Origin of the sequence: Halomonas sp., assembly GCF_041689495.1 — a bacterium.
GTDB lineage: Bacteria > Pseudomonadota > Gammaproteobacteria > Pseudomonadales > Halomonadaceae > Halomonas.
In genome coordinates, this window is sequence record NZ_JBDNGD010000018.1 from 1 (window position 1) to 4,400 (window position 4,400).

Here is a 4,400-nt window from a genome sequence, read left to right on the forward strand (position 1 = left end):
CGAACAGCAGCGCCAACTGGTGGAAGACGCATTCAACACTTGAGGCGTCCTGTCGGGACGAGTCAGCACCTACAAGGGAAAATACATGGCTACCGAGATCAAGGCACCGACATTTCCGGAATCCATTGCCGAGGGTACCGTTGCCGCCTGGCACAAGAAGGCCGGTGACAACGTGGAGCGAGACGAGCTGATCGTCGAGATCGAGACCGACAAGGTGGTGCTCGAGGTCGTGGCCCCCGAGGCCGGCACCCTCAGCGAGGTGCTGGTGGAAGAGGGCGACACCGTTGAGTCCGAGCAGGTGCTGGGCCGCATTGGCGAGGGCAAGGCCGAGGGCGGCGATAAGCCGGAGGCCAAGAAGGCTGATGCCAAGGCCGAGAAGAAGAGCGATGCCGAGGCCGAGAAGAAAGGCGATGCCAAGGCCAAGCCGTCGGCTGGTGGCAAGCAGCACGAGGTCAAGGCGCCGAGTTTCCCGGAGTCCATCCAGGAAGGTACCGTCGCGACCTGGCACAAGAAGGTCGGTGAGTCGGCCAAGCGCGATGAGGTGCTGGCCGAGATCGAGACCGACAAGGTCGTGCTCGAGGTCGTCGCTCCCGCCGATGGCGTCGTCTCCGAGATCAAGGCGGAAGAGGGCAGTCAGGTGGCCTCGGAAGAGGTATTGGCGCTATTCAGCGAAGGCGCCGACGGCGCTGCTATCCAGGCAGAGGCGTCTCCTGCCATGTCCGCCGACGAGGGCGCCGGGGACGAGAAGATCGGCGACAAGATCCTCGCGCCGGCGGCACGCAAGATGGTGGCTGAGCATGACCTCGACGTGAGCAAGATCCAGGGGACTGGCAAGGGAGGACGCATCCTCAAGGAGGACGTTCATAAGGCGGTCAAGGACGGCTCGGCAAAGCAGACCGCCAAGTCGGCCGGTGGTGCCACCAAGGCAGCGGCAGCCGCCCCTTTGGACGAGGGCGAGCGGCCCGAGAAGCGTGTGCCGATGAGCCGCCTGCGCAAGACCATCGCCAAGCGCCTGGTCGAGGCTCAGCAGACCGCCGCCATGCTCACCACCTACAACGAGGTGGACATGACGGCGGTCATGGCGCTTCGTGCCCAGTACAAGGACGCCTTCCTCAAGTCCCACGACGTCAAGCTCGGCTTCATGGGGTTCTTCGTCAAGGCGGCGTCGGAGGCCCTCAAGCGGTTCCCCGACGTCAATGCCTCCATTGATGGGTCCGACATCGTCTACCATGGCTACCAGGATATCGGTGTCGCGGTTTCCACGCCGCGGGGGCTGGTGGTGCCAGTGTTGCGTGACACCGACAGCATGAAGATTGCCGATGTCGAGAAGGGTATCGTCGACTTCGGCAAGCGGGCGCGTGACGGCAAGCTGGGTATCGATGAGATGCAGGGGGGGACCTTCACCATCACCAATGGCGGCACCTTCGGCTCGCTGATGTCCATCCCGATTATCAATCCGCCCCAGACTGCGATCCTGGGCATGCACAAGATTCAGGAACGTCCCATGGCGGTGGACGGCAAGGTCGAGATCCGCTCCATGATGTATCTTGCGGTTTCCTATGACCACCGCATGATCGATGGCAAGGACGCGGTGCAGTTCCTGGTGACCATCAAGGAATTGCTTGAGGATCCGTCTCGCCTACTGCTGGACATCTGAGCCGCGGGACCCACAACGTACTCAAGCGACAAGCAACGAAGGAGCCAACATGGCTGACAAGTTTGATGTGATCGTGATCGGTGCGGGCCCAGGTGGCTACATCTCTGCCATCCGCGCTGCCCAGATGGGACTCAAAGCCGCCTGTGTCGAGAAGTGGATCGGTGAAGAGGACCAGCTCGTGCTCGGCGGTACCTGTCTGAACGTCGGCTGCATTCCCTCCAAGGCGCTGCTCGAGGCCTCCCACAAGTTCGTCGAGGCCAAGCATGAGTTTGCCGACCTGGGGATCGAGGCCGGTGATGTCACGATGGACGTCAAGAAGATGATGGCCCGCAAGAACAAGATCGTGAAGAACCTCACTGGTGGCATCGCCGGGTTGTTCAAGGCCAACGGCGTGACGGCCATCGAGGGCACCGGCAAGGTGGTCTCTTCCACGCAGGTGGAAGTGACCGACAAGGCGGGCAAGGCCACGACCTATGACGCCGACAACATCGTCATCGCTGCCGGCTCCGTGCCGGTGGAGATCCCGTCGACCCCGCTGGTCGATGGCATGGTGGTCGACTCCACCGGTGCCCTGGAACTCCAGGAGACGCCCAAGCGCCTGGGCGTGATCGGTGCCGGTATCATCGGCCTGGAACTGGGTAGTGTCTGGAACCGTCTGGGCTCCGAGGTCACCATGCTCGAGGCGATGGATGACTTCCTGCCCATGGTCGATGGCGCCATCGCCAAGGAGACCCAGAAGCTGCTCAAGAAACAGGGGCTGGACATCCGGTTGAGTGCTCGTGTCACCGGCTCCGAGGTCAAGGGTGATGAGGTGGTCGTCAAGTACACCGACAGCAAGGGCGATCAGGAGATCACCTTCGACAAGCTGATCGTCTGTGTCGGCCGCAAACCCTATACCCAGGGCGTCATCGCCGAGGGTGTGGGGGTCGAGCTGGATCAGCGCGGCTTCATTCACGTTGATGACCAGTGCCGCACCAGCGTACCCAACGTCTATGCCATCGGCGACTGTGTGCGTGGCCAGATGCTGGCGCACAAGGCCTCCGAGGAGGGTGTGATGGTCGCGGACATCATCGCCGGCCACAAGGCCGAGATGAACTATGATGCGATTCCCAGCGTCATCTACACCTTCCCTGAGGTGGCCTGGGTCGGTATCAACGAGCAGGAGGCCAAGGCCGCCGGTATCGAGGTCAAGACCGGCACCTTCCCGTTCGCGGCCAGCGGCCGTGCCATGGCCAACAACGCCACCGAGGGCATGGCCAAGATCATCGCCGACGCCGAGACCGACCGCGTTCTGGGCATGCATATCGTCGGCCAGCATGCCGGCGAGATGATTGCCCAGGGCGTGATCGCCCTGGAGTTCGGTTCCAGTGCCGAGGACCTGGCCCTGACCTGCTATGCGCACCCGACCATGTCGGAGGCCGTGCACGAGGCGGCGCTGGCGGTGGAAGGCCACGCCATTCACATGGCCAATCGCAAGAAGAAGTAAGGACAAAAAGCGCCACCCCGGGGTGGCGTGCCGCTTCCGGCCATGTACCGGAAGCGGACAGGGATGACGCGCCGGTGTTCGACACGCTTGAACGCCGCTTGTCATCATTCGAGTCACATGCAACCAATGGCATGAATCGATGAACCTCCACGAATATCAGGGCAAGCAATTGTTTGCCGACTATGGCCTGCCGGTCTCCAAGGGGCTTGCTGTTGATACGCCCGACGAGGCGGCGGAAGCCTGCAGGAAGATCGGCGGTGACAAGTGGGTCGTCAAAGCCCAGGTACATGCCGGGGGCCGCGGCAAGGCTGGGGGCGTCAAGCTGATCAAGAGTCCGGAAGAGGCCAGAAGCTTCGCCGAGCAGTGGCTGGGCAAGAAGCTGGTCACCTATCAGACCGATGAAAGCGGTCAGCCGGTCACCAAGATCCTGGTCGAGACCCTCACCGATATCGCCAGCGAGCGCTATCTCGGTGCCGTGGTCGACCGCGGCAGTCGTCGCGTGGTGTTCATGGCCTCCACCGAGGGCGGTGTGGAAATCGAGAAGGTCGCCCACGAGACGCCCGAGAAGATCCTCAAGGCCGAGATCGATCCGCTGGTCGGCGCTCAGCCCTACCAGGCGCGTGAGTTCGCTTTCGCGCTGAGACTCAAGGGAGACCAGGTCAAGCAGTTCACCAAGATTTTCCTGGGGCTCTCCAAGCTGTTCCATGACAAGGATCTGGCCCTGCTCGAGATCAATCCGCTGGTGATCACCGACGAGGGCAACCTCCACTGTCTCGACGCCAAGATCAATCTGGACGGCAATGCGCTCTACCGCCATCCGGATCTCCAGGAGATGCGCGATCCGTCCCAGGAAGACGAGCGTGAAGCCGAAGCCGCGGCCTGGGAGCTGAACTACGTGGCCCTGGAAGGCAACATCGGCTGCATGGTCAATGGTGCCGGTCTGGCCATGGGCACCATGGACATCATCAAGCTCAACGGCGGCCAACCCGCCAACTTCCTGGACGTGGGCGGCGGTGCCACCAAGGAACGCGTGGCCGAGGCCTTCAAGCTCATTCTCTCCGACGATTCCGTGAAGGCCGTGCTGGTCAACATCTTCGGCGGCATCGTGCGCTGCGACATGATCGCCGAGGGCGTCATTGGTGCCGTCGAGCAGGTCGGCGTCAACGTGCCGGTGGTGGTGCGTCTGGAAGGGAACAACGCCGAGCTGGGTGCCGAGAAGCTGGCCTCCAGCGGTCTGAACATCAACGCTGCTACCAG

Annotated in this window: 3 protein-coding genes; all 3 read left to right on the forward strand. The window is 62.5% G+C overall.

Features of this window, described 5'->3' with window-relative positions:
* Positions 1 to 85 precede the first annotated feature (85 nt).
* Positions 86 to 1,657, forward strand: a complete 1,572-nt coding sequence (gene odhB / locus ACESMD_RS00515; RefSeq protein WP_372609344.1) for a 2-oxoglutarate dehydrogenase complex dihydrolipoyllysine-residue succinyltransferase — start codon at positions 86 to 88, stop codon at positions 1,655 to 1,657.
* Positions 1,658 to 1,706: 49 nt separating this feature from the next.
* Positions 1,707 to 3,143 carry a dihydrolipoyl dehydrogenase gene (gene lpdA, locus ACESMD_RS00520; RefSeq protein WP_372609345.1) on the forward strand — a complete coding sequence of 479 codons (1,437 nt, stop codon included), beginning with the start codon at positions 1,707 to 1,709 and terminating at the stop codon, positions 3,141 to 3,143.
* Positions 3,144 to 3,282: 139 nt separating this feature from the next.
* A partial coding sequence (sucC, locus tag ACESMD_RS00525; protein WP_372609346.1) for an ADP-forming succinate--CoA ligase subunit beta occupies positions 3,283 to 4,400 on the forward strand: 1,118 nt, incomplete at its 3' end.

Excerpts from the sequence above, each read along its gene's own strand:
- odhB (WP_372609344.1), top strand. The coding sequence starts at position 86 with ATGGCTACCGAGATCAAGGCACCGACATTTCCGGAATCCATTGCCGAG.
- lpdA (WP_372609345.1), top strand. The coding sequence starts at position 1,707 with ATGGCTGACAAGTTTGATGTGATCGTGATCGGTGCGGGCCCAGGTGGC.